This window comes from Streptomyces erythrochromogenes (assembly GCF_036170895.1).
Taxonomy (GTDB): Bacteria; Actinomycetota; Actinomycetes; order Streptomycetales; family Streptomycetaceae; genus Streptomyces; species Streptomyces erythrochromogenes.
Genome location: NZ_CP108036.1, coordinates 614,214 through 638,749 on the forward strand (window position 1 = coordinate 614,214; position 24,536 = coordinate 638,749).

20 protein-coding genes and 1 riboswitch are annotated in these 24,536 nt (G+C 72.3%); of the genes, 9 read left to right on the plus strand and 11 right to left on the minus strand.

The window, feature by feature from the left end:
- The first annotated feature begins 3 nt into the window (after positions 1-3).
- Positions 4-1,653 carry a GMC oxidoreductase gene (locus tag OHA91_RS02950; protein ID WP_328738501.1) on the plus strand — a complete coding sequence of 550 codons (1,650 nt, stop codon included), beginning with the start codon at positions 4-6 and terminating at the stop codon, positions 1,651-1,653.
- Between the two features lie 97 nt (positions 1,654-1,750).
- Here the strand turns inward: OHA91_RS02950 and OHA91_RS02955 are convergent, their stop codons facing one another.
- The 6 genes from OHA91_RS02955 to OHA91_RS02980 form a co-directional block, all read right to left on the minus strand.
- Positions 1,751-2,230, minus strand: a complete 480-nt coding sequence (locus tag OHA91_RS02955; protein ID WP_030664537.1) for a carboxymuconolactone decarboxylase family protein — start codon at positions 2,228-2,230, stop codon at positions 1,751-1,753.
- On the minus strand, positions 2,227-3,309 hold the full coding sequence (locus OHA91_RS02960; RefSeq protein ID WP_266495847.1) for an NAD(P)H-dependent amine dehydrogenase family protein: 1,083 nt from the start codon (positions 3,307-3,309) through the stop codon (positions 2,227-2,229). The genes OHA91_RS02955 and OHA91_RS02960 overlap by 4 nt, the downstream gene beginning before the upstream one ends.
- A gap of 70 nt (positions 3,310-3,379) precedes the next feature.
- Positions 3,380-3,544: a DUF6126 family protein gene (locus OHA91_RS02965; RefSeq protein ID WP_167751146.1), complete on the minus strand. Its 165-nt coding sequence runs from the start codon at positions 3,542-3,544 to the stop codon at positions 3,380-3,382.
- 15 nt (positions 3,545-3,559) lie between these two features.
- Positions 3,560-4,195: a helix-turn-helix domain-containing protein gene (locus tag OHA91_RS02970; RefSeq protein WP_266495842.1), complete on the minus strand. Its 636-nt coding sequence runs from the start codon at positions 4,193-4,195 to the stop codon at positions 3,560-3,562.
- 64 nt (positions 4,196-4,259) lie between these two features.
- Positions 4,260-4,829 carry an HPP family protein gene (locus tag OHA91_RS02975; protein WP_266495840.1) on the minus strand — a complete coding sequence of 190 codons (570 nt, stop codon included), beginning with the start codon at positions 4,827-4,829 and terminating at the stop codon, positions 4,260-4,262.
- A 227-nt stretch (positions 4,830-5,056) separates the two neighbouring features.
- On the minus strand, positions 5,057-6,592 hold the full coding sequence (locus tag OHA91_RS02980) for an ATP-dependent DNA ligase (RefSeq protein ID WP_266495839.1): 1,536 nt from the start codon (positions 6,590-6,592) through the stop codon (positions 5,057-5,059).
- A 152-nt stretch (positions 6,593-6,744) separates the two neighbouring features.
- On the opposite strand from OHA91_RS02980, the gene OHA91_RS02985 reads away from it, so the two are divergent.
- Positions 6,745-9,552, plus strand: coding sequence for an alpha/beta fold hydrolase (locus tag OHA91_RS02985; protein ID WP_266495836.1), 2,808 nt, complete (start codon positions 6,745-6,747; stop codon positions 9,550-9,552).
- Positions 9,549-10,421, plus strand: a complete 873-nt coding sequence (locus tag OHA91_RS02990; RefSeq protein ID WP_266495834.1) for an ABC transporter permease — start codon at positions 9,549-9,551, stop codon at positions 10,419-10,421. The genes OHA91_RS02985 and OHA91_RS02990 overlap by 4 nt, the downstream gene beginning before the upstream one ends.
- 84 nt (positions 10,422-10,505) lie before the next feature.
- On the opposite strand, the gene OHA91_RS02995 is transcribed toward OHA91_RS02990, so the two are convergent.
- Positions 10,506-11,456 carry an aldo/keto reductase gene (locus tag OHA91_RS02995; RefSeq protein ID WP_328738502.1) on the minus strand — a complete coding sequence of 317 codons (951 nt, stop codon included), beginning with the start codon at positions 11,454-11,456 and terminating at the stop codon, positions 10,506-10,508.
- A gap of 2,197 nt (positions 11,457-13,653) precedes the next feature.
- On the opposite strand from OHA91_RS02995, the gene OHA91_RS03000 reads away from it, so the two are divergent.
- The 6 genes from OHA91_RS03000 to OHA91_RS03025 all read left to right on the plus strand — a co-directional run bounded on the left by OHA91_RS03000 (position 13,654) and on the right by OHA91_RS03025 (position 21,002).
- Positions 13,654-14,556: a hypothetical protein gene (locus tag OHA91_RS03000; protein WP_266495828.1), complete on the plus strand. Its 903-nt coding sequence runs from the start codon at positions 13,654-13,656 to the stop codon at positions 14,554-14,556.
- A 675-nt stretch (positions 14,557-15,231) separates the two neighbouring features.
- Positions 15,232-15,681, plus strand: coding sequence for a hypothetical protein (locus OHA91_RS03005; RefSeq protein ID WP_308288990.1), 450 nt, complete (start codon positions 15,232-15,234; stop codon positions 15,679-15,681).
- A gap of 273 nt (positions 15,682-15,954) precedes the next feature.
- Positions 15,955-16,566 (plus strand): hypothetical protein, encoded by a 612-nt coding sequence (locus tag OHA91_RS03010; RefSeq protein WP_266495825.1) that lies wholly within the window; start codon positions 15,955-15,957, stop codon positions 16,564-16,566.
- Positions 16,567-16,886: 320 nt separating this feature from the next.
- Positions 16,887-18,710 carry a CocE/NonD family hydrolase gene (locus tag OHA91_RS03015; protein ID WP_266495822.1) on the plus strand — a complete coding sequence of 608 codons (1,824 nt, stop codon included), beginning with the start codon at positions 16,887-16,889 and terminating at the stop codon, positions 18,708-18,710.
- A gap of 125 nt (positions 18,711-18,835) precedes the next feature.
- Positions 18,836-20,464 carry a N,N-dimethylformamidase beta subunit family domain-containing protein gene (locus OHA91_RS03020; protein WP_266495820.1) on the plus strand — a complete coding sequence of 543 codons (1,629 nt, stop codon included), beginning with the start codon at positions 18,836-18,838 and terminating at the stop codon, positions 20,462-20,464.
- 133 nt (positions 20,465-20,597) lie between these two features.
- The gene (locus OHA91_RS03025) at positions 20,598-21,002 is read left to right on the plus strand and encodes a VOC family protein (RefSeq protein WP_266495817.1); all 405 of its coding nucleotides are present in this window, start codon (positions 20,598-20,600) and stop codon (positions 21,000-21,002) included.
- On the opposite strand, the gene OHA91_RS03030 is transcribed toward OHA91_RS03025, so the two are convergent.
- From OHA91_RS03030 to OHA91_RS03045, 4 genes are all read right to left on the minus strand, one after another.
- Entirely contained in the window at positions 20,972-21,781 is an 810-nt protein-coding gene (locus tag OHA91_RS03030) for an ABC transporter ATP-binding protein (RefSeq protein WP_328738503.1), read from the minus strand. The two genes, OHA91_RS03025 and OHA91_RS03030, sit on opposite strands and share 31 nt — an antisense overlap.
- Positions 21,778-22,839, minus strand: coding sequence for a FecCD family ABC transporter permease (locus tag OHA91_RS03035; protein WP_381702928.1), 1,062 nt, complete (start codon positions 22,837-22,839; stop codon positions 21,778-21,780). Before OHA91_RS03035 ends, OHA91_RS03030 begins: the two co-directional genes overlap by 4 nt.
- Complete coding sequence (locus OHA91_RS03040) at positions 22,803-23,798, minus strand: ABC transporter substrate-binding protein (protein ID WP_328738504.1); 996 nt, start codon at positions 23,796-23,798, stop codon at positions 22,803-22,805. Before OHA91_RS03040 ends, OHA91_RS03035 begins: the two co-directional genes overlap by 37 nt.
- A gap of 41 nt (positions 23,799-23,839) precedes the next feature.
- Positions 23,840-23,980, minus strand: a riboswitch (cobalamin riboswitch).
- A gap of 30 nt (positions 23,981-24,010) precedes the next feature.
- Positions 24,011-24,505, minus strand: a complete 495-nt coding sequence (locus tag OHA91_RS03045) for a GNAT family N-acetyltransferase (protein ID WP_328738505.1) — start codon at positions 24,503-24,505, stop codon at positions 24,011-24,013.
- Positions 24,506-24,536: the final 31 nt, after the last annotated feature.

Below are 24,536 nucleotides of genomic sequence, written 5' to 3' on the forward strand. Positions count from 1 at the left end.
CACATGGGTGACAACACCCTGCCCAAAAGAGGCTCCAATGGAATTTCACGCCGCGGATTTCTTGGTAGAACAGGTTCTATAATCGGGGCCGTGGCCCTGGCCGGCCACATCACCCCGGCCCAGGCCGCCGCGGCGGCCGCCGCCCCCGGACCCATCGGCGACGGCGCCCGCGTACCGGTCCTGGTCATCGGCACCGGCTACGGCGGGTCGGTCGCGGCGCTGCGGCTGGCCCAGGCCGGAGTGGACGTGCAGATGATCGAGATGGGCATGAACTGGGACACCCCGGGCCCGGACGGCAAGATCTTCCCGAAGGTGACCAGTCCGGACTACCGCTCGTTCTGGCTCCGTACGCGGACCAAGGCCCCGCTCAGCAACTTCCTCGGATTCCCCATCGACAAGGACGTCCCCAAGTACACGGGGATCCTGGACGCCGAGGACTTCGCCGGCATCACGGTCTACCAGGGCCGCGGCGTCGGCGGCGGTTCGCTGGTCAACGGCGGCATGGCGGTCACGCCCAAGCGCGCGAACTTCGCCTCCGTCCTCCCGTCGGTCGACGCCGACGAGATGTACGACACCTACTACCCGAGGGCCAACGCCGGCCTCGGGGTCGGGATGGTCGACCCGGCCTGGTTCGACACCGCCGACTGCTACCAGTTCTCCCGCGTCGGCCGCAAGCACGCCCAGCGGTCCGGCTTCGCCTGGACCTTCGTACCCGACGTGTACGACTGGGACTACATGAAGCGGGAGGCCGTCGGCACCGCCACCAAGTCCGCCCTGGCCGGGGAGATCCTCTACGGCAACAACCACGGCAAGAAGTCGCTGGTGCAGACGTACCTCGCGCAGGCCAGGGCCACGGGCAGGGTCACCGTCTCGCCGCTGCACGAGGTCACCACGGTCTCCCCCGCCGCGGGCGGCGGCTACACGGTCGCCATCGACCAGATCAACACCACGGGCGACACCGTGGCCACCAAGACCGTCACCGCCGAGCGGGTGTTCTTCGCGGCCGGCAGCGTCGGCACCAGCAAGCTCCTGGTCAAGCTGAAGGCGACCGGGGCGCTGCCGAACCTCAACGGCGAGGTGGGCAAGGGCTGGGGCGAGAACGGGAACGTCATGTGCGGGCGCGCCAACCACATGTGGGACCCGACCGGCAAGCTCCAGTCGACCATCCCCTGCTCCGGCATCGACAACTGGGACGCGGGCGGCGCCTTCGCCGAGGTCGCCCCGCTGCCCACCGGGATCGAGACCTACGCCTCCTTCTACCTGTCGATCACCAAGAACCCCAACCGCGCCGAGTTCACCTGGAACGCGGCCGCGGGCAGGGTCGACCTGAGCTGGCAGACCGCCTGGAAGCAGCCGTCCATCTCGATGGCCAAGACCATCTTCGACAAGATCAACTCGAAGGAGGGGACGATCTACCGGACCGACCTGTTCGGCGCCTACAAGATCTGGAACGACACCCTGACCTACCATCCGCTCGGCGGCGCCGTCCTGGACAAGGCCACCGACAACTACGGCCGTCTGCACGGCTACACCGGCCTGTACGTGATCGACGGCGCGCTGATCCCCGGAAACGCCAGCGTGAACCCGTTCGTCACCATCACCGCGCTCGCCGAGCGCAACATCGAGAAGATCATCGCGACAGACCTCTCGTAGGGCCGCGCCCTCCCCCCAGCGGCCGGGGCCGTTCGGATCGCCGAACGGCCCCTTTTCACGCCCTGCCCCTCTGCACGCCCTGCCGGCTCCGCCCCGCTCAGTGCCCGGGCAGCACGCAGACGCTGTCGAGGCCCAGCACGTGGTTGAGCCGCCCGAAGGCCAGCCAGGACCCGATGCTCATGGTGAGCTCCACGATCTCCAGCTGGCTGTAGTGCGCGGTCATCCGGTCCCAGAACTCTTCGTCGAGCCCGTGGTGGTCGAGGGTGTACCGCTCGGCGTACTCCGCCGCCAGCCGGGTGCGCTCGTCGAACGCGTCGGTGGTGCGCCACTCGGTGACCGCGTCGGCGAACTCCTCCTCGACCTTCTGCCCGTCCCGCTCGGTGCGCCAGTCCAGGCAGAAGACGCACCCGTTGATCTGCGCGACGCGCAGCCGTGCGGCCTCGAACTCGCGCAGCCCGAGGGTGGTGTGGGCGTACACCGACAGGGAGAAGTTCGCGGCGGCCATGCCGATCCCGGGCACCATGTCGCCCCACACGTACTCGATCGGGTGCTGGCCTTCGGGGATGTCGATCCTCATGACGGTTTCCTTCCGAGTCTGCCGGTGGCGGGGCGCAGCGGGACGTCGAGGGCGTCGTAGAGTCCGGGCTCCGCCGCCGCGAGCCAGTCGATGGCGCCGACGAGGCGGCCGACGGCGGTGGCGTTGCCGCCCGCGGAGCGGTTCTCGCCCTCGTCGGCGGCCTCGACGGTGACCTCGATGCGGGGGCGGCCCTCGATGACGACGCGGTGGGCGCCGTCGCCGCCGCCCGGCGGCACCGGCCAGTCCGGTGCGCACGAGGGGTGGATGCGGGTGACGTGCTCGATGACGATGCGGGGCTCGCCGCCGACGACGCCCTGCACCTCGAAGCGGATCGCGCCCTGGGTGCCCGCCTCGAACTCGCCCATGGTGCGGGTGGTCACGGTGGTGTCGAGGGCGCGGCGCTCCGACGTCTCGCGGATCTCGTCGAGTTCGACGCCGAGCGCCCGGGCCATCATCCGTATCTGGCCGCCCCAGACCATCGTCGGGATCGAGGGCATGAGCATCATCGGCTCGAAGTCCATGGGGTGGCCCATGCCGATGAGGTTGCGGACCGAGTCCGGCTGGTCGTAGGTGGAGTAGTCGAAGATCTCCTGGCAGCGGATGGCGTCGACGGTGGTGCCGAGTCCGCTGAGCAGGAGCGGGAGTACGTCGTTGCCCCAGCCGGGGTCGACGCCGGAGGCGAAGAGCGAGCCGCCGCCCTCCGCGACGGCCGCCAGTACCGGGTCGCGGAACTCCGGCGGGGCACTGCGGTGGTCGTAGAGCGGGTAGAGGGCCGGGCTGACGACGACCGCGCCCGCCCGGATCGCACGGGTGATGTCGGCGAGGGCCTCGTCGGGGCGGACGTCCCCGGACGCGGCGTACACCACCGCGCGGGGACGGCCGGCCAGTACGGCTTCGGGGTCGTCGGTGGCCGCGACGCCCAACAGGTGGTCGAGGCCGCCGAGTTCGCCCGCGTCGCGGCCGACCTTGGCTGGATTGTGGACGATGACTGCGGACAGTTCGAGTGCGGGATGGGCCGCGACGGCGCGGATGGCCAGACGGCCGACGTTGCCGGTACCCCAGACAACCGTGGGAATCATGCGCGGAGGGTAGCCACCGCCTCCGCACCTTTCCATAGCCGCGCGGCCCCGACTCGCCCGCTCCGGGCGGTTACTGGTTCTGGCCACCCAGGACGAAGAGGAGGTAGACGAAGAAGGCGAAGAGGTGGCCCACGAAGAGGTAGGCGATCAGCCGGATGATCAGGCCGCGCGGGAACTTGGCCTCGAAGCGCGCACGTACGCCGACGGGCTCGTCTGCAGGGGGCACGGGGGTCATGGGTGGGCTCCTCGCCTATCGGTGGTGCGTGGTGGTCGCGGCCCCGCCGAGGCACAGCCCGGCGAGGCTGCTCTGGAGCAGGGTGTGGACGAACAGCAGGTCGGCTCCGTTCGGGGAGGCGGCGCCGATGCGGTGCGGGGTGAGGGAGTCGAAGTGGGCACTGTCTCCCGGCTCCAGCAGGTATTCGGCCTCGCCCAGGTGCAGGCGCAGCCGCCCCTGAAGGACGTACAACCATTCCTCGCCGGGATGGACGCGGACCAGTTCGTCCGGTCCGCGGCCGTGCGGCACGTGGACGCGCAGCGCCTGCATCCCGCGCCCGGCGCCGCCCGCCTGCCAGTACGTCCAGCCGTCGGCCTCGCGGGCACCCGGACCGCCGGCCCGTACGATGGGATCGGCGACGGCAGGGGTCTCGCCGAGCAGCTCGGAGACCGTCGTGCCGTAGGTGCGGGCGAGCCCCAGCAGGAGCGGCAGCGAGGGCTGGCGCCGGCCGGTCTCCAGCCGGGACAGGTGGGCGGGCGACAGCCGGGCCCGCGCGGCGGCGGCCTCCAGGGTGAGGCCGGCACGGCGGCGCAGCTCACGCAGCTGCGGCGCCACGGCGGGCAGCTCGTCGACCACGTCGTCCGGGCGGTCGGGTGCGGGACCGGGGTTCATGCCCCGATTGAGCCAGAATCTTGCCTTCCTGGCAAACCTCCTTGCCTCTGAGGCAAAACGACGGCTACCACCAGCGGACCGGGTACCGGCCCGCTGCCGGGTGCGTGCGGGAGGCGGCGACACCTCCGAGGACGAGGACCACCGTCGCGCCGAACAGCAGCGGGACGAACCGCAGGGGTGCCGGGGTCTGCAGCACGACGACGACGGCGGTGGCGCAGGCGGGTGAGTGCGGGGTCCGGGCGAGGGTCGTGGCGGCGAAGGTCAGACCTCCCGCCAGGGCCGCGCTCCAGGGGGCGCTCGGAGCCGCGGCGAGGACCGCGTAGCCGGCTCCGGCGCCCAGGAGGTGTGCGACGACGACGGTCCGGGGCTGGGCGGTGGGCAGGGCGGGGGTGTGGTGGAGGACGGCGGCACTGGCGGCCAGGGACGGTATGAGGACCGGTTCGCCGATCATCGTGCCGACGGCCGCGAGGGCGAGGAGGACCGCGGTGACAGCGCCGGTGCGATGGAGGACCGCGACCGCGCCGGCCCGGGCACGGTGCAGGCGCCCGGACCCGGGCCCCTTCGGGGGCGTTGTGCCGCAGGGCGCCTCCGGGCCGGCAGACGGCCGGCGGGTCAGCACGGAGTCGAGGTCCACGATGGCGGCTCCTGGCGTGTCGGGGTGCGGCCGCCGTCACGGCGGTCACGGCAGTCGCGGCAGTCACGGCGGTCGCGTTCAGCGCCATGACGGGGCGGGCCCGTCGTGGCCGTGCCAGCCGTCCGGGGCCGGCACGTGGACAACCACCCTGGCCCGCTCGTCTATCGCCGGTCTATGACGGTTCGCCGGTCCGGCCTGCACCACCGGCCGCCGGCCCCCGGCTGTCCTCAGGAGGCGTTCCGCCGGCCCAGCACCGTCTCGACGGTGTCGGCCTGCTCCGCGTCCTTGTCCGGGCGGTGCCTCACCACCCGCGCGAAGCGGAGAGCCACTCCGGCCGGGTAGCGCGTCGAGCGCTGCAGTCCGTCGTAGGCGATCTCCACCACCAGCTCGGGGCGCACCCGTACGGTGAAACCGTCGTCCGAGGTGGCGAGCGCCCGCAGCGCCTCCGTCTGCCAGCGCAGCATCTCGTCCGTGAGGCCCTTGAACGTCTTGCCGAGCATGGCGTAGGTGCCGTCGGCGGCCCGGGCCCCCAGGTGCAGGTTCGAGAGCAGTCCGGTGCGCCGCCCGTGGCCCCATTCGGCGGCGAGCACGACCAGGTCCAGGGTGTGCACCGGTTTCACCTTCAGCCAGTGCCTGCCGCGCCGGCCGGCCGCGTACGCCGATTCCAGGGCCTTGACGACCACGCCCTCGTGGCCGCGGCGCAGGGTCTCGGCCCAGAACTCCACGGCCTCGGCCTCCTGGGCCGCCGGGTCCCGTACCTCCAGGCGGCGCACCCGGGCGCCCTCGGGCACGAGGGCGGCGAGGGCCGCGTACCGCTCGCGGACGGGGAGGTCGAGCAGGACGTCGCCGGCGGCGGCAAGGACGTCGAAGAAATAGGGGACCACCGGCAGCGTCCGCCGGGCGGCGGCCACGTCCACCCGGGAGCCGACCCGGCTCGCGATCTCCTGGAAGGGGACGGGGCGGCCGTCCGCGGTCTGCCCGATGACCTCCCCGTCGAGGATGAACCGCTCCCCCGGCAGCGACCTGGCCAGTTCGGCGACCTCCGGCAGTCTCCCGGTGATCTCGTCGAGGGAGCGCGTGTAGACCCGTACGTCGTCCCCCTCGCGGTGGACCTGCACGCGGATCCCGTCCAGCTTCTCCTCCACCGCGCACGGGCCGAGCGCGGCCAGCGCCTCGGCGACCGATCCGGCCGTGCCCGCCAGCATCGGCTGGACGGGCCGCCCCACCCGCAGGGTCACGGTGCGCAGCGCCTCGGCGCCGTCGGCGAGCACCGCCTCGGCGACGCGGGGCAAGGAGCCGTCCAGCATCACCGCCCGGCGCAGCTCGGCCGCGGGTACCCCGGCGGCCGCGGCCACGCCCTCCAGGGCCACGGCGTCGAGCGCGCCCTGGCGCACCTCGCCCGAGAGCAGGCTGCGCAGGAAGGCCTGCTCGGCCTCGGTGGCCGCGCCGAGCAGCCCGGCGACGATCGCGCTGCGCCGGGCGGCGGACCCGGCGCCGGCCTGCGCCGCGAGGCCGCTGACCGCCTCGTCGACATCGCGGACGGTGAGGGTGGGCTGCGCTGCCGGTGCGGTCTCCTGGGCCAGGGTGCGCCAGCCGATGCCGGGACGGCCCTGCGGGAGGCGTCCGGAGAGGTAGGAGATGACCAGCCCGGCCTCCTCGGGGGGAGCGGCGGCGAAGAGCTCCGCGAGCAGCGCGGTCTTGCGGGACCGGGCGGAAGTGGCGGCGACTTCCCGTGACACGCGAGCGACCTCGGCCAGCAGCATGCGGCCATCCTGCCGCCCGGCGGCGAGGTGCGCAGGTCGGACGCCCGTACCGCAGGTGCGGTACATGACGGCTGCGGCCTAGTCCCTGAGAAGGTCGCCGGTTCCGCCTGTGGGTGCTCGGAGGCCGGGTACCGGGCGTTTAGGGTGCCCGTATGAAGCTCCGAATGCCCCGGCGCCGCCGAGACCGCCTGCTCTCGGGCGCCGCCGCGCTGGCCGTCGTGGCGGGTGCCGGTACGTGGACGGCCTCGTCCGCGTCCGGCGACGCGCCCGCCGTGCACCGCCAGGACCAGGTCCTGAAGATGCCCGGTGCCGACATCGACACCTCCTACTTCCTCGCACGCGGCGGGGAGGGCGACAGGGGGAAACGTCCGGCCGTGCTCCTCGGACACGGCTTCGGGGGCAGCAAGGACGACGTCCGTGAACAGGCCGAGCGGCTGGCCCGCGACGGCTACGCCGTCATGACCTGGTCGGCGCGCGGCTTCGGCCGCTCCGGCGGCCGGATCGGGCTGAACGACCCCGAGCACGAGGTCAAGGACGTCTCCCGGCTCATCGACTGGCTGGCGGCCCGGCCCGAGGTACGGCTCGACGCGGACGGTGACCCGCGCGTCGGGGTGTCGGGAGCCTCCTACGGCGGGGCCGTCTCGCTGCTGGCCGCCGGTCACGACCGGCGCGTGGACGCGATCGCCCCGGAGATCACCTACTGGAACCTCGCGGACTCCCTCTTCCCGGGCGGCGTCTTCAAGAAGCTGTGGTCCGGCATCTTCTTCACGACGGGCTCGGCCGCCGGGATGCAGCAGCCGGGGACGGCGCCGCAGGACGTCGGCGGCGGCGGACGGCCGCAGGACGCCGGGGCCGGACGGCCTGAGGCCGGCGCCGCAACAGGTGCCGCGACCGGGTCCGGTCCCCAGGACGGCACCCCGACCGGTCCCGGCTGCGGGAGGTTCACCCCCGAGCTGTGCGCGATGTACGAACGCGTCGCCGTGGCCGGGAAGCCCGACGCCGAGGCCCGCACCCTGCTGGAACAGCGCAGTCCGTCGGCGGTCGCCGACCGGATCAAGGTGCCGGCCCTCATCGTGCAGGGCCAGGACGACTCCCTCTTCCCGCTGGACCAGGCCGACGCGATGGCCGCGGCCATCGCGGCGAACGGCGCACCCGTGTCGGTGGACTGGGCGGCCGGCGGACACGACGGCGGCATGCGCGAGGCGGACCGGGTGGAGGCCCGCGTGGCAGCCTGGTTCGACCGCCACCTCACGGGCGACGAGAGCGCGGACACCGGCCCGGCGTTCCGGGTCTCGCGCTCCGGCGGCATCGACTCCACCGACGGCGAGGTGATACTGCGCGGCGCGAGCGGCGACCGCTACCCGGGGCTGGCTTCCGGCCCCAGGGAGTTCGCCCTGACGGGACGGGAGCAGACCTTCACCAACCCGGCGGGCGGCGCGCCCCCCGCGCTGTCCTCCCTGCCCGGCATCGGCGGGCAGCTCGCCTCCTTCGGGGCCGGGCTCTCGCTGGACTTCCCCGGCCAGAACGCCCGCTTCGAGTCGGCGCCGCTGGACGAGGACCTGCAGATCACCGGAACCCCGACCGTAACCCTGAAGGTGAGGTCGACGGCTGCGGACGGTTCGGCCGTGCTGTTCGGCAAGGTGTACGACGTGGGGCCCGACGGGCGGCAGCAGGTGCTGCCCTCCCAGCTGGTCGCCCCGCTGCGGGTGGAGAACGCGCAGCAGGGCACGACCGTGCGGCTGAGGCTGCCCGCGATCGACCACTCCGTCGCGGCGGGACACCGTCTGCGGCTGGTGGTCGCCGCCACGGACCTCGGCTACGCGACTCCGGCCGCGACGGCCGCCTACACGGTCTCGCTGGACGGCCCCCTGGCCGTGCCCGTCGCGCCGCAGGTGCGGACCGCCACGGCGGGGATGCCCGCCTGGGCCTGGGGGCTGCCGCTGGGTGCGCTGGCACTGGCCGCGGCACTGCTCGGGTTCCGCCGGCCCGGCCGGGGCGCCGCCGGAGCGCGGGCCGGCGTACCGCAGCCGGACCCGGCGCTGGCCGACGTACCGCTGCAGATCACGGGACTGACCAAGCGGTACGCGAAGTCGCAGGACCGGTACGCGGTCCGGGACCTGTCGTTCCGGGTGGAGAAGGGGCAGGTACTGGGGCTGCTCGGGCCCAACGGGGCCGGGAAGACCACCACCCTGCGCATGCTGATGGGGCTGATCTCGCCGGACGCCGGGGAGATCCGGGTGTTCGGGCACGCGGTGCGGGCCGGGGCGCCGGTCCTGTCGCGGGTCGGGGCCTTCGTGGAGGGCGCGGGCTTCCTGCCGCACCTGACGGGCCGCGCCAACCTGGAGCTGTACTGGCAGGCCACCGGCCGCCCCGCCGAGGACTCGCACATGGCGGAGGCCCTGGAGATCGCGGGCCTCGGCGACGCGCTGGAGCGCGCGGTGCGCACGTACTCGCAGGGCATGCGGCAGCGGCTCGCGATCGCGCAGGCGATGCTCGGGATGCCGGACCTGCTGATCCTCGACGAACCGACGAACGGTCTGGACCCGCCGCAGATCCGCGAGATGCGGGACGTGATGATCCGCTACGCGGCCGGCGGGCGGACGGTCATCGTCTCCAGCCACCTGCTGTCGGAGGTCGAGCAGTCCTGCACGCACCTGGTGGTCATGGACCGCGGGCAGCGGGTGGCGGCGGGCGAGGTCGCCGAGATCACCGGCGGCGGGGACACCCTGCTGGTGACCCTGGCCGAGCCGGTGGACGAAGTGGCCGTCGAGAAGGTGGCGGCGCTGGAGGGCGTGGGTTCGGTGGTGGCCGCGGACGACGGGCTGCTCGTACGGCTCGAAGGCGCGACCGCGGCCGCGCTGATCGCCGAACTCGTGCGGCTGGAGGTGCCGGTGACCGGAGTCGGGCCGCACCGCAGACTCGAGGACGCGTTCCTCACCCTGATCGGAGGTGCGGCGTGAGTACGGCGACGACGGCGCGGGAGGTGGCTCCGGGCTACCGGGCGAGCCGCACGCTGCCGCTGCGCGTGGAGGCGCTGCGGCAGTGGCGCCGGCGGCGGACGCTGGTGATGGGCGGGGTGCTGGCCGCGCTGCCCTTCATCATGATCATCGCGTTCGCGGTGGGCGGCGGGCCGGACGGCCGGCGCGGCGGCGGCAACCGGATCACCCTGATCGACACGGCCACGGCCTCGGGCGCGAACTTCGCCGCGACCTGCCTGTTCGTGTCGGCCGGCTTCCTGCTGGTGGTGCCGGTGGCGCTGTTCTGCGGGGATACCGTGGCATCGGAGGCGAGCTGGTCCTCGCTGCGCTATCTGCTGGCGTCGCCGGTGCCGCGGGCGCGGCTGCTGTGGAGCAAGCTGGTGGTGGCCCTGGGCTTCAGCCTGGCGGCGATCGTGCTGCTGCCGGTGGTGGCGCTGGCGGCGGGCACCGTGGCGTACGGGTGGGGGCCGCTGAAGCTCCCGGCGGGCGGCGCGCTCGCGGCCGGGGACACCGTGCCGCGGCTCGCGCTGGCGGTGGCCTTCGTCTTCGTGTCGCAGCTGGTGACGGCGGGGCTGGCGTTCTGGCTGTCCACGCGGACGGACGCGCCGCTGGGCGCGGTGGGCGGCGCGGTCGGGCTGACGATCGTCGGGAACGTGCTGGATGCGGTGACGGCGCTCGGCTCGTGGCGCGAGTTCCTGCCGGCGCACTGGCAGTTCGCGTGGGCGGACGCCCTGCAGCCCCAGTTGGAGTGGGGCGGGATGGCCAAGGGGGCGGTGGTGTCGGTGTCGTACGCGCTGGTGCTGTTCGCCCTGGCCTTCCGCGGCTTCTCCCGCAAGGACATCGTGTCCTGACCGGGCGGGCCTCGGGCCGCCTGCGCGACGAGCGCTCCTCATGCCCCGCGGGGCGTGGGGAGCGCTCGTCGGCGTTCACGGCCCCTACGCGGTGACGCCCGGGGCGATCGCGTCGATCTCGGCGAGCAGCTCCGCGTCGAGCGGGCGTTCGCCGGCGGCCGCGTTCGCGCGCACCTGCTCGGCGGAGGTGGCGCCGGCGATGACGGAGGCGCAGCCGGGCTGGGCGGAGAGCCAGCCGATGGCCAGTTCGAGGACGGTGCGGTCGTGCTTCTCGGCGATCGCGGCCAGCGCCTCGACCACGTCGAGGCGCTCCTCGGTGAGGTAGGCGTCCCGGCCGTCGAGGCGGGAGCCGGCCGGGACGGGCGCGCCCCGGCGGATCTTGCCGGTCAGCAGGCCGTTGGCGAGCGGGAAGTACGGGAGGACGCCGACGCCGTAGTGGAGGGCCGCCGGGACCAGCTCGCGCTCGGCCGACCGCTCCAGCAGCGACCACTCGTTCTGTGCGGACACGAAGGGGACGGAGCCGGTCTCCCGGGCGACGTGGGCGGCTTCGGCGAGCTGCCAGCCGGTGAGGTTGGAGTGGCCTATGTAGCGGACCTTGCCCTCGGCGACGAGCTCCGTGAGCGCGGCCAGCGTCTCGGCGATGGGAGTGGCCGGGTCGGGGCTGTGCAGCTGGAGCAGGTCGATGTGGTCGGTTTCGAGGCGGCGCAGGGACTCCTCGACGGCGCGCCGGATGTAGGCGCGTCCGCCGCGGGATCCGGCGGCGGGGCCGTACTTCATGTCGACGCCGTCGTAGCCGAACTTGGTGGCGAGGACGACCTGGTCGCGGCGGCCCTTCAGGGCCTGCCCGAGGTGCCGCTCGGAGCCGCCGGCGCCGCCGTAGATGTCTGCGGTGTCGAGGAGGGTGACGCCCGCGTCCAGGGCGGCGTCGACGACGGCACGGGTGGCCCGGGCGTCGAGCCGCCCGCCGAAGTTGTTGCAGCCGAGGCCGACGGCGGACACGAGCAGACCTGAACTGCCCAGGGGGAGATAGCGCATGCGTTTTCGTTCCTCCGACTCGACGGATACATGATCAAGGGAGTCACCGCCCCCACTGCATACTGCCAGCCCCGGCCGGCTCACTGCGGCGGATGTGGACGCATCGTCCGTACCGCTCGGTGCGGACCCCGTCGACGTCCTTCGGCCGGCGGCCGGCAGGCCGTCACTGCCGTTCCACCGCCACGGGCGTCGGCATACGGCAGGCGTCGTCCTGGCCGCAGGGGTGGCGGCGAGGACCTCGCCGTGAGCCGGCCACCACCCCCACCGATGCCGTCACCGTCAGGGCCCGGCGGGGTCGGCCGGGCCGTCGGTACCGGGATTTCCGAGGGACAGGCACCACGGACATTCGTGGAAGTCGCTCGCGGTGCTCGCCGTAGGCAGCGGGGGCAGGGAGAAGCCCGCTCGGTATTCGTCCTCTCGTACCCGCGCCGAGCATATTTTCGTCCGGCTCGAGGTGATCGCCCCGTCCCAGCTCCCTTGAGCGAAGCGGCGTACCACCCGCATCAGCCCCGCCCGCACCGCGTTCCCGACCCGTGATGCTGCAGGCAGGACATGGCGCAGGGCAGTGGACCACGGGCGGCGATCGGGTCGGTCACCGTGGGGCACCGTACTCACCCGACCCTACTCACGGAAGACTCATATGACCCTACGAATTCTGGCATCGTCGGTCGGTCGCGCAATGTGTTCCTCCTCGATCGTGCAGCGTGCGAGTGATGACCCTGCCGCCATGGGTGCGGCCCGGGGAAGGGTGGCAGACCCTTGCGAATTCGAACCAGCCGCCCGCCCGGATGATACTTCTTTCGCTTTTGGCGCTTCCCCAATTTCCCCAAGCATGCAGAACTGAGATGCGTCGAACAGGAACCAGGCAGGCCGCATCGTTTTGACGTGACCTCAATATCGAGACCAAAGCCAGCAATGTACGGATTGCCGGGGTTTTTTACTCGACCGGCTACGTGTGGATTGCCGGGGTTTTTACGCGACCGGCCGCGTGCGGATTGCCGGGGTTTTTAAGGGATTCAGTGATCTCATCCACTTCCCGGGCGCCGGCATGACACGCCGCGCCGCGGAGCCCGGAGCGCCCTCGAAGTCGACGCCCCTCACCCGACGTGAGCGCGGCCCTGGAGACAGGGAAGGGGCGGCGAGACGTCGGAGCCGCGGCCGTTCAGCGAGTGGAGTCGGCCGGCGGCGTGAAGGGGCACTCTCCCGGTCGTACCGGTGCCACAGCTCGCCGGGGAGGCAGCCGGACGGCGTCCACATGGCAGGACAGGACGTGCTTGAAGCGTTGCTGTCGCCGCAGCTCAAGGGCGTCCACGCGCCACAGACGGCCAGTCCCCGATGACGTAAATGCAGCGCAACCTGTGCCCAGCGCGGTGGAGATCAGCATGATCCACAGGAGAATGTCGCCCACAGCCGGTCCTTTCGAAGGGTGATGGTTCCAGGGCGCGCACGATCGAAGCCCCGAGATCTCCGGGCATAACGCAGCGGCATATGCAGGGTTGCGCCCTCCCCTCGGATTGCAGCCATGCGCAGCAATCTGCAGGCCTTGGCATCTCAGCATCTTTGATGATGGTCGGCCGATGTCGGGGTGGCCGGAGAGGGGGGTGTCGCGGCTCGGCGGCGAGGATGAAACGCAGGGCAGAGCCCTTGAGTCGATGAAGCGCGCTCGACCGTCAGGGGTCGCGGCGAACGGGAGTTCAGCGGCGGGAAGTCCGTCGCGCCGGGTCCCCTTCGGCCCGCCGCTCCTCGGCTCCTTGAACTGCGGCGCGGCAGGGCGTAGCCACTTCTCCTGCCGCATTTGCAGAAACGATAAGCGGCAGGGAACAACCATTCATTCGCCACCACCACCCGGATGGCCCATACCCTGACCAACATCAACAGCGTTTACGGCATATGACAACAGCAAAGATCCCCTTCTCCTACCGCCGACCTGCGGAAGGAGAAGGGCAGGGGGGCGACTTTCGCTCCGGGGCCACTCGGATCGGAAAGTGGACCTTCACTCCGCGCCCAACCGGCTGTAGCGAGCCCAGGAACGCGACGTTGGAAAAAGAGAGTCTGGCCGTCGATCTGAGTTACTCTTCCTCGATCTTTGAGGACTTCCTCCATGCGATGAGCATGATCCAGATCGACTTCGACCGGCGGTCGGGGATCATCGACCGGTCCGGGATGGCCGGCGGCCAGTGTTCGGGCGGCAGCTCCCGTGTCTGAGCCGTACGGATCCCCGGACGTCCACGCCCCCCACTTCCGGCCGGACGACACCGCCTTCTGGCGTCAGCCGGAGCATGTACAGCACCACTCCCCCGGGCAGCCGTTCGGCGGCCCCGGTGAGGCCGATCGGTCGTGGGATCCGGCGGAAGAGCTCGCCATCCTTCTCCAGGAGAGCACTGCACCCCGGCAACCGGAGACCTTCAGCCGCGTCGGCTTCGACGCCGCGGCTGACACGGTCAGTGCCATGGGCCTCGTCGCCGGGCTGAGTCACGCGCCCGTCGAGCGGCCGCCCAGGCAGACTTCCAGTGGGCACCGCCGGAGCCCGTCGAGGCCGCCGGTCGTGACCCTGCTGCGGACGGGCAGCCTGTTCACCGCCTTGCTGGTCGCCGTCATCGCCGCCTTGGTGAGCATCCTCAGCGGCCTGGCCATCTGCGAAACCCTGCGCCACAGCGCCGGACTCCATACGGCCCGCGAAGTGGTCAGCTGGTGGCCCCTGCTGATCTACGGCCCCTGGATGGTCGCCTCTCTGTCCATCCTCAGATCCGCGCTGCACCAGCGCCGCGCCCTGCATTCCTGGTCCATCGTCCTGCTGTTCTCCACCCTGGCCACGCTTCTGTGCGTCGCCCAGGCACCCAGGACGATCGCCGCCGGAACGTCGTCCGCTCTTCCCGCGGTCGCCGCGCTGGCGTGCTTCCAGCAGCTGGTCCGCCAGATCACACTCACACGGCCGCCGCGCAACGCTGCTCCACGGCACCGGAACCCGCCCGCCTCCGCCCTCGGCCGGACGACCACCGTCGGGCGCAGCCCGGACGGCGTTGCTCCCGGCTACTCCATGGCAGAGAAGAGGGCTGCCCGCTCTCCGTCCAGCAGTCACAGGTACAGGTACGGCGCATGACGGCCCCATCCGTACGGCGGTGTCGGCTGCGACGCAGGCCAGGGCGCCGGCGGTGCGTGGGCAGACCCGGGCTTCCTCCATCGTCCGCTCGGCAGGAGTCGGTGGGGTCCCGTGGGAGGCCTGGGCGCGAGTCGCTACCGTCATCGCCATCGGAGGACGGCCGGCCGACCGTCCTGCGGCCGTCGGGAGCGGTCCGCCGTCCGAGCGCAGAAGAGGGTTTCCCGGGTGAGCGCCTCGGCGGAGACTGCGCTGTCGGACGACGGCGCAACAGGGCCGAACATCCCGAAGACGGCGACCGCGAAGAGCAAAGGCGGTAGCAGCCGCTAACTCCCTGGCCAACCCGGTCCTTCCCACACATCAAAGGGGTGTTCGCCTGCACCTTTGAAACGAAGATCGAAACCGATGGTCACGGGCCGCAGGCAGACTCAGTCCGACGGTCTACCCACCCCTGCCCACCGCAAGGCAGCCTGGACCGCCGCACCCCGCACACCCCGCACCCCGGGCGTCCGATCCCTGCGGCACACCCGAGCGACGCGCCGCAGGGAAGGGGCATGCCCGACGACGGGTTCGTGCGCACGAGGCCGGCGTGCCGGGCACAAGCCCCGCCCCCTCCGAACCGAACACACCACGCGCTCCGGCGCATCCCCTCCACACCCATCACGAGAGGTCGGCACCATGTACGAACTGACCCACGCAGAGCGGATCCAGTACAAGCGGCGCCAGGACACCGCCTACCAGGCCGGCGAGGATGCCGTCGCCAACCTTCAGGCGGCGCTCGCGCTCGCCGGCCTGACCCTCCCCTCCCTGAGCAACGACGGGCCGGTGGCAGGCCACGGCTTCGTCCGGCTCGGAGGGTGCAACGCGGCCTTCGCCAACCGGCTCGCCGAAGTCGTTGCCGCTGGTGCCGACGCCCTGCGGCACCAGCGGAAGGCCGGCAAGGTGGAACAGCCTCAGGAAGGGCTGCAGCAACAGCGCACCGTCCACGGTGCGGAATTCGACGGCTACCGGATCCTGCGCGCCGAAGTCCCGGCCGCACCGGACCCCGTCACCGCGTTCCTCCTTGCCGTTCGCGACACCACCGGGCATCCCGCCCGCGTGGATCGCAGGCCGACGCGGGCCCACTGAAGCCCCGCGAGCCGGCGGGGTGCGAACGGCGGCGCCGGCTCACCGGTGGGCCCGGTCCGCGAGTCACCGTCCGCGCCCCGCTGGACGCCGTCCTCACCGAAGCCGCGGCCGCCACGGGCAGGGCCGGGATCCGTCCCGGCGTGGCTCCATCCACGTCGGCGAGGACACCTTCGGGCCCCGGCCCGGGACCGTGGCCCTTCCCGGCGGTGCGAGCCGCCGCCCCGGGTACCGGGCGCCCGGTATGCCCTGCTGCGCAGCGGGTACGCGTGTGGTGTGGGAGACGAACGTCTGACGTTCGACGGCTGGATCGCCGCTGTCGGCACGTGCTCCGGCACGCGCGTGGTCGTGGGCCACTGGCCGCTGTCACCCTTCGGGCCGTTCAGTGACGTGATGCTGGAGCGCGCCGACGGATGGCGCACGCTGATCGCGCCCAGCGCCCGCACGGCCGACTACATCGCCGGCGTCTACCACTTCGACGAGGTCCGCACGGCCCCGGTGGGAGTGCGGATTCATGGCGGCACGTGGGACGTCACGGCAGGACCCCTGGATCTGGACTTCCGGGTCGGGCGTCAGGGAGCCCTCGGCCTGGCCCTGCGGGCTGTGCCCCGACCGCTCGCCCGCAGGCCGTTGTGGGCGGCCGTGACCGACGTGCCCGCGCGCCTGATGGCCGGCGTGCGGACCCGGGGGAGCTCGCGCCACGGATGTCGCCAGTGGTACGCGGCGGGCGGCCTGTGGCCGATCACGAGCGTCCGGGCCTTCTTCGAGGCGACCGACCTCGGCGCACTGGCTCCTGTCGTCCCGCCCGTGCGCTTCGGCTTCGCGTCGGCCCCCGCCTCACCCGCACTGGTGCGGGTGCTCTCCACCGTCGAACGCAGTACTCGCTGACCGCCGGGCCGTCAACGATCGGGCCGGCCGGATCGACCCTGGCCGGCCCTGGTTCCACTGGCATATGCAGCTGAATCAGGTCGATCGCTCTGCGCGCCCTTGGGAGCAGGTTCATCCACTCGGCGTCGCATCTTGATCGTCCTCCGCGACCCGGGGGAACCAGCGCTCCCCAAACGGGCCGTACGGGTGAATTCCGCGCACTTCCCCCAAGACCGGAGATGTCCAGATATCTGCCATGAGGCGATCCGGCTGGGCTAGAACGGGTGCCCCCCACGGCACCGATCGGCCCGCCCGGTCGGCGAATTCGAGAGGACCCCTTCGTGAGCCACTCGCAGGACGACAACCCGATCACCCACGTCACCGCAGCCCAGTTGAACCGGATCGCCGGGCAGGGCATCTACACCTCGGCCACATCCGTGGACCCGGACGCCGTCAACGTCGCCGAGGCCCTGGTCGCCACCCTGAACGGCACGGCGGAGACCCCGCTGCTCACCGCCGACCTCCAGCAGCTCACCGAACAGGTACGGCAGAAGGCGACGATCGGCTTCCCCCGGATCACCGCCGACGACGGGGTACGGCTGTCGGCGCACACGATCAAGCTCAACACCTCGGAGCCCCGCCCCGTGGTGATCGTGCCGTCGGGCTGGACGCCCTTCGGCTGGATCCTGTTCGAGTACGCGTACCTCCAGCTGGCGCTCCGCGGATACCACGTACTGGCCTACACACCTCGCGGCATCGGCCTCACGACTCCCCTCCCGGGCGGCGGCTTCGTCGACGCCCCCTGGACCTCCGAGGGCACGATCGACGTGGCGGGCTCCTCGGACTGGACCGACGGCTCCACCGTCATCGGCTACGCCCAGCAGCACTTCAACCCGAGCAGGATCGCGTTCTTCGGCGAGTCCTACGGGTCCGGCATCAGCCAGTTGGTCGCGGCGAACGACCCGGCCGACCGGGTGGACGCGGTCGTGGCCCTGAGCACGTGGGGCGACCTGGCCGACAGCCTCTACCAGAACGACACCCGGCACCTGGCGGCGGTCAAGGCGCTGATCGACTTCACCGGCGGCCCGATCGAGCGGAAGTTCGACCCGGCCACCCGGCAGCTCCTGGAGGACTTCCTGGCCGGCCGGAACCCCGATGGGGTGAAGAAGTGGCTCAAGGAGCGCTCCCCGTCGTCGTACCTCGACGACACCAACGCCCGCGGCGTCCCCACCTTCTTCTCGAACACCTGGCACGAGACGCTGTTCCCGGCCAGCCAGACCATCGCGCACTTCGACGCGCTGACCGTGCCCAAGCGGCTCAACCTCTGGATCGGCGACCACGCAGCGCCCGAGGGCGCCGGCCTCACCATCCCGTTCAGCGGGCCGAACGTGCCGGTCGAGGAGGCGTTCGCCTGGCTCGACCACCACGTGCTCGGGGCGGACAACGGCGTTGCCGCGTGGCCGCCGGTCAACAGCCAGATCATGTTCACGTACAAGACCAGGATCGACCCGGCGACCGGGCAGAACGTCATCACCGAGCCCGCCGTCCGCGAGGCCAAGCCGTCCTGGGCGGACGTCACCACCTCCACCGAATCCTGGTACCTCACCGCCTCCTCCACCGACCGCCGCGACGGCGGCCTCGGTACCGCACCGGAAACGGGCTGGAAGCGGGAGTTCACCGCCGGACAGCTCACGGCCGCCACCGCGGTGGACGCCGTCATCACGACGGGCCAGGCGGAGTGGAAGGGAAACCCGAAGCCCTACGCCACCGGCACCTTCGACCGCCGGCACCTCGCAGTGTGGACCAGTGGCCCGCTCCAGAACGCCCGCCGCATCCGCGGCGTCCCCGAGCTCGCCCTGACCGTCCGCAGCTCCGCCGCCGCCACGACACTGGTGGCCTACCTGTTCGACGTCGCCCCCGACGACACCGCCCGCATCATCACGCACGAGCCCCTCACCCTGCTGGACGTGTCCCCCGGTGAGAACCACAACGCCTCCTGGAAGCTCCAGGCCGCCGGCTACGACCTCGCCGCGAACCACCGGCTCATGCTGGTCGTGAACAGCAGGGACCAGCTCTACTCCGACGCGGGCGACGGCAGGAGCAGCACCACCACGATCACGTCCGTCGACGACTCCGCCGCCCACCTGGTCCTGCCCCTCGGGTAGTCCCCCAGGGCCGGGCCGCGACACCCGCGCCCCGCTTGCACACCCCGCCTGCCGCCGGCGACACCAGGTCAGCAGGGATCGGGGCGGTGGAAGCGGGGCGCGCAGGGTGACATAGCGTGCCCCTCATGGATCAGGAGCACATAGCCGGGCCGACCGGTGACGGCGACGGCGCGGGCAGGCGGCGGTTCCTCGCGATCGCCACGGGGGCCGCGACCGCCGCGGGGCTCGGTGCGGCGGCCGGCTGCGCGGGCGGGGACGGGAGCGGGAACCTCCGCGCCGGCGAGAAGAGCTCCGCCTCCACACCGGACGGCAGGCCGCCGGCCGGAGGAGCCCACGCCTTCGATGTGAAGGCCGAGAACGCCCGCCCGGGCAACGCCGACTGGGCCGTGGTGAAGGCCGGGCCGGCGCGGGCCGTGGAGGGCTTCGCCGACAAGGTCAGCGTGTTGCCCGGCGAGTCCTTCGGCCTGTACGTGTCGACGACCGCACCCCGGTTCACCGTCTCCGCCTACCGGATGGGCTGGTACGGCGGCGCGCGCGCCCGGCTGGTGTGGCGTTCGGAGGCCCTGACCGGAGTGCGGCAGCCCGAGCACACCGTGGACTCCGACACCCGCATGGTCCGCACGCGGTGGGCCCGCACCGCCACCGTCGAGACGAAGGACTGGCCGGAGGGCAGCTACCTGCTGCGCCTGGACGCACAGGGCGGCGAGGGCGGCCAGCGTTTCGTACCGGTCACCGTCCGGTCCGCGGCAACGGCCGGGCGTACGGTCGTGGTCAACGCCGTCGCCACCTGGCAGGCCTACAACCGCTGGGGCGGCTACGGCAGTTACGACGGCCCCAGCGGCGGCTACGCCTCGCGCTCCCTCGCCGTGTCGTTCGACCGGCCGTACGAGTACGACGACGGCGCGGGCCTGTTCCTGGTGTACGAGGCCCCGCTGATCGCGCTGGCCGAACGGCTCGGCATACCCCTCGCCTACGCGACCACCACCGACGTGGCGCGGGAGAAGCGGTTGCTGGAGGGAGCCGCGGCGGTGCTCTCGCTCGGGCACGACGAGTACTGGTCGCCGGAACAGCGCGCCCACTTCACGGCCGCCCGCGACGCCGGCACCAACATCGCGATCCTGGGCGCGAACTGCTGCTTCCGCCGGATCCGGCTGGAGGCCTCCGAGCTGGGGCCGGACCGTACGCTGGTCTGCTACAAGTCCTCCTACGCCCAGGACCCGGGCTTCAAGAGGGGCCATCCGGCGACGGTGGACTTCCGCTCGGCTCCGGGCGCGGACCCGGAGAGCTCCCTGCTCGGCGTGATCTACGACGGCTATCCGGTGGACGCCCCGTACGTGGTGACCAACCCCGGCCACTGGCTGTTCGAGGGCACCGGCGCGAAGGCGGGCGACCGCTTCGAGCACCTGGTCGGCGTGGAGTACGACAAGGTCAACACCGGTTTTACGACGCCGCGTCCGATCGAGATACTGGCCCACTCCCCCGTGGTGTGCGAAGGCCGCCCCAGCCACCAGGACACGGCGTACTACACGGTGCCGAGCGGCGCGGGGGTCTTCGCGACGGGCACGATGCGGTGGGTGGAGGCCCTGGACGCGACGGGCGACGGCCGCAGCGGACGCAACCACGGCCTGGACGCGCGGTCCGGGGCGCTGACGACCCGCGTGACGGAGAACCTCCTGCGGGTGTTCGCGGCGGGCCCGGCCGGCCGGTCGCATCCGGCGCAGGACAACGTCAAGGCGGTGTACGGCGGTTCATGATCCCGTGGCGGCGGAAAGGGCTTGGCTCCGCCCCCGCGGGATGTCTAGGATCGTGATCACGGCATCGCGTGTCGGTCACCGACCGGGTGAGACATGGAGGTGCCCGTGATGTGCCTTTCGGAGGCATTCACCCATGTCCGTACAGCTGAACCACACGATCATCCACTCCCGTGACAACCGGGAGTCCGCCGAGTTCCTGGCGAACATCCTCGGTCTCGAAGTCGGAACCGAGTGGGGTCCGTTCATCCCCGTCGACACCGCCAACGGCGTCACCCTGGACTTCGCGACCATCCCGGCCGGGTCCATCACCCCGCAGCACTACGCCTTCCTGATCTCCGAGGAGGAGTTCGACGCGGCGTTCGAGAAGATCCGCTCGGCCGGGGTGCCGTACTTCGCCGACCCGCACGGCAGGCTCCCGGGCGAGATCAACCACAACGACGGGGGCCGCGGCGTCTACTTCACGGACCCCGCCGGGCACGGGATGGAGATCATCACGCGCCCGTACGGCTACCAGGAACCCGCCGCCACGGGCAGGTAGACGACGTTGGGCGAGCCCGTGTCGGGGTGGACCTCGACGCGGGCCCGCACCCCGTACACCTCGGCCAGGAGTTCCTCGGTGAGCACCTCGGCCGGCGGCCCCGCGGCCGCGACCCGGCCGCCCGACAGGACGTACAGCCGGTCGCAGAAGGCGGCCGCGAGGTTCAGGTCGTGCAGGACGAGGAGGCCGGTGGCGGGCAGGGCCCGGACCAGGCCGAGGACCTCCAGCTGGTAGCGGATGTCCAGGTGGTTGGTCGGCTCGTCGAGTGCGAGCAGCCCCGGGTCCTGGACGAGGGCCCGGGCCACCAGGACGCGCTGCCGTTCGCCCCCGGACAGCTCGTCGAAGCGGCGGGCCGCGAAGGGGCCCGCGCCCACGGTCTCCAGGGCGTCGGCGACGCGCCGTACGTCGTCCGGACCGTCCTGCTCCCAGAAGCGCTTGTGCGGGCTGCGGCCCATGGCGACGACCTCGCGGACGGTCAGTCCGAAGGTGCCGCTCGCGTCCTGCGGCACCACCGCCACGCGCCGCGCCCGTTCCTTGACGGTGAGCCCGCCCGCGTCCGCGCCGTCCAGCAGCACCCGGCCGGCGGTCGCCCGCAGGGCGCCGTAGACGCAGCGCAGCAGGGTGGTCTTGCCGCTGCCGTTGGGGCCGACGACCCCCACCGTCTCGCCGGGCCGGGCGGTGAGGTCGATCCCGTGGAGCAGGGTGTGCCCGTCGGTCTCGTACCGCACGCCCTCGACGGCCAGTTCCACCGGCCGGGCCGGTCCGGTCCCTTCCGTCATCCGGTCACCCCTTCGGTACGGCTGGAGCGGCGCAGCATCCAGAGGAAGAACGGCCCGCCGACGAGCGCGGTGACCACCCCCACCGGTATCTCCTCGGGGGCGGCGGCCGTACGGGCGATCAGGTCGGCCAGGATCAGGAACACGGCCCCGCCCAGTGCGGCGACGGGCAGCAGGGCCCGGTGTCCGGCGCCCACGACCATCCGCGCGGCGTGCGGGACCATCAGCCCGACGAAGCCGATGGCCCCGCTGCAGGCGACGAGTACGCCGATGACGAGGGAGGTCAGGACGAACACGGCGGCGCGGAAGCGTCCGGTGTCCAGCCCCAGGGTGTGCGCGCCCTCCTCCCCGGCGAGGAGCAGGTCGAGCGGCCGGGCGAGGGTCAGGAGCAGGGCGCCGCCGACGAGCAGCGCAACGGTGGGCAGGGCCAGTTCGTCCCAGCGCGCCCCGCCGAGACCGCCGAGGGTCCAGAACAGCACGGAGCGGATCTGGTCGGGGTGGGCGGCGAGGACGAGGACGAGGCTGGTGAAGGCGGACAGGATGTACTGGACGGCGACGCCGGCCAGGATCAGCCGGCCGGTGGTCATGGTGCCGCCGCGCCGGGCCATCGCGTAGACGGCGACGAGCGCGGCCATGGACCCCACGAAGGCGGCCAGCGGCACGCCCATGCCGAATCCGGCCGCGGCCGCGCCGAAGACGATCACGAGGACGGCTCCGGCGGAGGCCCCGGAGGAGGCCCCGAGGAGGAACGGATCGGCGAGCTGGTTGCGCACGAGGGCCTGGAGTACGGTGCCCGCGACGGCGAGCCCGGCTCCGACGACGGCGCCGAGGAGGATCCGCGGCATCCGCACGTCCCACACGATGGAGGCGAAGGCGCCGGTGGGCCGGTTCCCCGACAGGCCGCCGACGACGATTCCGAGGACGCGGTCGGGGGCGATCCGTACGGGCCCCAGCGCCAGGCCCGCGATCGCCGAGACGGCGAGCGCGGCGGCGAGGACGGCGAGGACCGCTCCGGTGCGGAGCCTCACGCGGGGTTCGGGTGGAGCTGGCTCCCCAGCGATTCCACCGCGTCCGCCACGCGGACGCCGAGGACGGCGGAGGAGAGCGGCAGCACGACGAACCGCCGGTTCTTGACGGCGGGCACCTCGGCGAGCGCCGGGTCGTTCAACAGGCGCTGCTTCTTGGCCTCGACGGTGGTGCCGCCGTAGTCGTAGATGAGGACGACCTCGGGCTTGCGCTCGATGACCTTCTCCCAGGCGACGTCGCCGAAGGTGTCCTTGAGGTCGGCGAAGACGTTGGTGCCGCCGGCGAGGGAGATGATCTCGTTGCCCACGCCGTTGCCTCCGGAGGTGGAGGCGGTGGCCTCGCCGGAGTCGTAGGCGAAGACGGTCGGCCGGGGCCGGTCCTTGACGCGGGCGGTCACGGCGTCGATGCGGCGCTGCTCGTCCTCGATGAGCTTCGCGCCGCGGTCGGGTACGCCGAAGGTCCGCGCGACCTCGGTGATCTCGGTCTTGAGCTGGTCGAGGCCGACCTTCCCCTCGGTGCAGTACTCCACGTTGAGGCGGGAGTTGATGCCGGACTTGGCGAGGCCCTCGCGGTCGCGGCCCTGCGCCTTGTCGAAGGCGCTGGCGTATCCGCCGTAGACGAAGTCAGGGTCGGCGCCGAGCAGGATCTCCTTGGAGGGGTACTCCTCGGCCAGCACCTTGATCTTGTCGTAGGCGGGCTTGTAGGCGGGCAGCACGGCGTCGTCGAGGTAGGCGGTGCCGGCGATCCGGTCGCCCAGGCCGAGGGCGAGCATGAGCTCGGTGGCGTGCTGGTTCATGGTGACCGCTCGCCGGGGCGGGGCCTGATAGGTGTTGCTCACACCGCAGTTGGTGAGGGCGTACGGGAAGCCGGGCGCGGCGGCGGCGTCGCCCGCGGCCCCGTCCTGCCCTGCGCCGGTTGAACCGGCGCAGGCGGTCAGGGATATCAGGAGCGCGACGGGGGTGAACGCGCGCAGGGCGGCGCGGGAACGCGACATGGCGGGGCCTCTCCGGGGGATCCGCGTCCCCTGGTCGACGTGAAGGAGCAGAGGCGGTGCGTCAGTGTCTGACTCCCGGTGTCCCGTGCGGGGACGTCCGGTCACAGTGGCGGGACCGCACCGGAATCGCACCGGTTTCCTGTCCTGCACCGCCTGGTTGTGCGCCCCAGTCTGCCAGAACGCGCACGTGGGGTGGGGCGGGGGCCCGTCCGTCATGGGCGGGGGGCGGGCTCCGGGGTGGTGATCAGGTCCATCCCGGGGTACCGGGCGGCGGCGAAGCCGGCGGCGCGGTACACGGATGCGCCCGCTGAGCTGGCGTGCAACTGGACGAAGTGGACGCCGAGTCCGTTCAGCCAGTCCACCAGCCCGGTGACGATCCGTCCGGCGTGGCCCTGCCCGCGGGCCGCCGCCTCCGTGACCATGCCGTCGATGTACCCGCGCCGTCCGTCGGGCCAGCGGGGGCCGGGCAGGTGGTACGTCACCCAGGCCATGCCGGCGGCCCGCAGGGGCTCGCCCGGCCCGCCGCCGACGACCAGGCAGGTGCAGTCGGGCCGGCTGTCCGAGACCCGGTCGGCGAACCAGCCGCGGGCGATGTCCCGCCAGGGCGCGTCGGCCGGGCCGGGATCGACGCCGAGCGCGTCGAGCGCCGCCGCGCGGAGCCGGATCAGTTCGGGTATGTCGGCGCGGGTCGCCGTACGGGGCTGCATGCTTCACGTCCTCCTGGAGGGATTCCCAACT